The organism is Flavobacterium sp., from assembly GCF_044368625.1.
GTDB lineage: Bacteria > Bacteroidota > Bacteroidia > Flavobacteriales > Flavobacteriaceae > Flavobacterium.
Window position 1 is genome coordinate 1 of record NZ_JBIPPD010000255.1, and the last position, 4,037, is coordinate 4,037.

Annotated in this window: 2 protein-coding genes; both read left to right on the forward strand. The window is 34.7% G+C overall.

What is annotated here, in order from left to right; genetic code table 11:
* The first annotated feature begins 131 nt into the window (after positions 1-131).
* Positions 132-2,555 (forward strand): T9SS type B sorting domain-containing protein, encoded by a 2,424-nt coding sequence (locus ACIQ2X_RS14345; RefSeq protein WP_396179632.1) that lies wholly within the window; start codon positions 132-134, stop codon positions 2,553-2,555.
* Positions 2,556-3,554: 999 nt separating this feature from the next.
* Complete coding sequence (locus tag ACIQ2X_RS14350) at positions 3,555-3,725, forward strand: transposase (protein ID WP_396179633.1); 171 nt, start codon at positions 3,555-3,557, stop codon at positions 3,723-3,725.
* Positions 3,726-4,037 lie beyond the last annotated feature (312 nt).

Here is a 4,037-nt window from a genome sequence, read left to right on the forward strand (position 1 = left end):
GTTTATAAGCTAAATCGCAGATATTTTGGTGAGAAAATCTTCGATAGACTAGTGATAGCAAGTATTACAGGAGTATGATTAAAAACGGATATGCATAAACTTTACAATATATTTGACAAAAAAATCCAAAAATGATCAAATTACATTACCTATATGCCTTTTTATTTATTTGTTCGTTTAACTTTTCTTTCGCGCAAAATGACTGTGTAGATGCCATAGTCGTATGCGGAAATACGGGCTTTGATGGTTTGAGTGCAACCGGTGTTGGAATTCCAGAAATAAGTAATTCGTGTGGAAGCGAAGAAAACAACAGTATATGGTTAAAAATCACAATTGATCAAGGCGGCACATTGGGTTTTGTACTTACTCCAGAAAATCCGAGTATCACAGTTGATTTCGATTTTTTTATTTTTGGACCTAATGTTACGTGTGGAAATATTGGTCAAGCCATTCGATGCAGCACGACCAATCCGCAAGCGTCTGGCGCCCTGAACAATACCACCGGATTAAGCGAAACTGCTACAGAAGCGACTGAAGGACCTGGAGCTCAAGGCACAAATTTTGTACAGTGGTTGACCGTAAATAATAACGATACCTATTTTTTAGTGATTGATAGACCAATTGGAACGAGTAACTTTTCACTAGCTTGGACAGGAACAGCTACCTTTAAGGAGTCCCCAGTATTTGATATTCCATCAGGTACAGTTATTGATATAGAAGAATGCGACACCGATGCAGTTGACGATGAGATAACCGTTTTTAATTTATCACAAAATACGCCATTAGTAATTGGAAGTCAAACAAACGTTGGGGTAAGCTACCATTTGAATTCCAATGACGCATTGACTGCTGAAAATCCGATTTTAAATGCGAGTGCTTTTACCAATACTACAAATCCGCAAACTATTTACGCCCGAATTACAGACACCAATACAGGCTGTTTCAGCACTACTGAATTTACTTTAAATGTAATCAATAGTGTTGTTATTCCTGGTGAAATTTTTGAGATTTGCGATACGAATGCCGATGGCGACGACACAAATGGATTGAGTACGTTTAATTTAGCGGATGCTACGGCAACTCTTATGGGAAGTCAAGACATTTCGAATTTGACCATTGATTATTATGAATCCAATGCCGATGCGCTTGCCAATGTAAATCCCTATCCCAATACGTTTACCAACAGTACACCGAACGAGGAAAAAGCATTTATAAAAGTTACCACTCCCGATAACTGTTTTAAAATAAAGGAAATAACATTAAAAGTGAATCCGCTTCCTGAAGTTGTAACTACATCATTAGTGCAATGTGATCCAGGTTTTATGCCCGACGGAATAACATTGTTCAATTTATCGGAATCCATTTCTGCATTAACAAATGACGATACAAACCTGTCGGTGGCTTTCTTTTTTAACGGAAATGCGATTGCATCTGAGTATACAAATGTTTCCAATCCACAACAAATACAAGCTTTAATAACCAATTTAACTACGGGTTGTTCGAGTACGAGTACTGTTAATTTGAGTGTAAATTTGGTGAATCCAACAGTAACTATACCGCCTGTTTGTGATGCTGAAAATAGTGAAGATGGCTTTGCTTCTTTTGATTTAAATACAGCTGATTTGGTTTTAACCCCTTCGCAAACCGTTGCATATTACGAAACCTTGGAAGACGCTTTATTGGAACAAAACGAAATTCTAACTATTGATGATTATACGAATTTAACGGCTTATGAATCTATTATTTATTTCCGAATCGAAGAACAAAATAGTTGTAATGGTATCGGTACTTTAAATTTAAAGGTAAATCGATTGCCCAATCTTTTGAAAACCCAAGAGAAAGACTATTATGTTTGTGAAAACTTGCCTTTGAAATTTGTCACGATTGACGCACGTCTTTTGGAAGGTAATCCTGACGATTATACCTACGAATGGTTTAGGGACAATGCAGTACTTGCTCAAAACACCTACAGTATTCAAGTCAACGAACCTGGCAATTATTCAGTAATAGTTACAAATGTTGAAGGTTGTACGAAAACTAGAGTCATTACAGTATTGAACTCGAGTTACGCCATCATAGATGTTGTAAATGTGGTAGATGCCACAACGGGAACAAATAGCATTGAGATTATTATAAATCCGTCAAGTATTGGAAATTATGTATATGCTTTAGATGATGAAGATGGTTTTTATCAGTCATCCAATAAATTTGACAATGTTTCCACGGGATTTCATACCGTTTACATTAAAGATATCAACGGTTGTGGTGTGGTTCAAAAAGTAGTAGCAATTATAGGTGCGCCGAAATTCTTTACACCGAACAACGATGGTTTTAACGATAGGTGGAAAATTGAAGGAATAAGTCAGTTTTTTAGTCCGTCGACAATAACATATATTTATGACCGTTACGGAAAATTTTTGCACAAAATCTTTGCATTAGACGACGGGTGGGACGGCACTTATAACGGAGTTTTACTTCCTGCCGATGATTATTGGTATGTAATTAATTTAGAAGACGGCAGAATTGTTAAAGGACATTTTTCTTTGAAACGATAAAAAAGTTCCTCGATTTCAACAATAATTCGTAATAATTCTGCTACTATATCCTAAGAAAATGTATTGAAGGAAATTGAATTCACAGACAGAAGAAAAATATTTAAGTGTCTGATATAAATTTTAAACTCAAAATTTTTCATTTTTTTTCTATGAAAGTGTAAAAATAAAAGTTAAAAACTGTTGAACATAGTAAAAACTAATACTCTCAAAAGTTTATTGAAATTGTTCAATAAACTTTTTTCCTTATCGAAAACACAAAAAAAAATATTTTCAAAAACTCTATCAAAGTGGATCAACACTAAAAGTTGTGGGAAAAAATTAAGTTTGGATATCTGTGTTGTAAAATTAAATACAGCAACTTACCAAGTTATTATTGCCAGAAATAATAGTGAAATACTTTGAACTGATTTCTTAAAAAAAAGGAGAACAAATACTTCATCTTTATCAAAGAGAAATTAATTCGATACCTAAAGAATATCGGCAATGCAAATTAAGTTCAAAAGGATTCTTTGACGAGATTACTCTTCAAGATTTTCCTATTCGAGGGCATCAGGTATACCTTACATTACTGGAAGAAGATGGCTAAATGAATACACCGAAAAAGTAGTTTTTAATCCTGAAACTTCGGGAGGAATTTAGTAGCAGACGGGACTCGTGTAATACAGGAGTTCGCGTCTTTTTTAAAAGAGATCAATAGATTCCACGCCAAGTGATTGTAATGCTATCGCTTCTTTCTGCGGAGTTAGCGGTAAAAATTTACAATACCAATACAAAGAATTCTTAAGTGATTTTAAATCTTGGAATCAAATAAAACACGCAAAATAATGGTTACTTTTTCCTAAAAACATAGGCAAGCGTTTATCAATAGACGAGACTTCCTTAGCCAATGGTGAACTTTATACCATTTTAACCAATAAAACCGCTAAAGGCAAAGCAGGTACTATAGTAGCTATGGTTGCTGGGACAAAAGCTGATACAGTAATTGCAATTATATAAAAAATTCCGCTCAAGCAACGAAACCTAGTCGATGAAATCACACTGGATGTGGCAGGAAATATGGGATTAATTGCCAAGAAATGTTTTCCAAATGCAACGCGTGTTACAGATCGATTCCACGTTCAAAAACTAGCCACAGAAGCTTTACAAGAAATCAGAATCAAATACCGGTAGCGTACCATAGACCAAGAAAATAATGCTATTGAAGCAACTAAGAAAAGTAAAAAAAGGTTCGAGCCGGAAGTTCTATATAATGGAGACACTCTTAAACAATTGCTGGCCAGAAGTCAATATTTCTTATACAAAAACAACTCAAAATAGTCGAAAAGCCAACTAGAACGAGCAAATTTATCATTTGAATTCATTGCTATCCGAAAGTTTTGACGATTTTAGAAATAAGCATTGTAACTGCCTATAAACAGGTCAATATTTCAACTTTATGCTGAAAATAAGTCAGAACTGAATTCTAATTGCGGTTGAGATCTT

What these genes read in the sequence shown, in the direction of transcription:
- ACIQ2X_RS14345 (WP_396179632.1), top strand. Translation starts at nt 132, where the DNA reads ATGATCAAATTACATTACCTATATGCCTTTTTATTTATTTGTTCGTTT.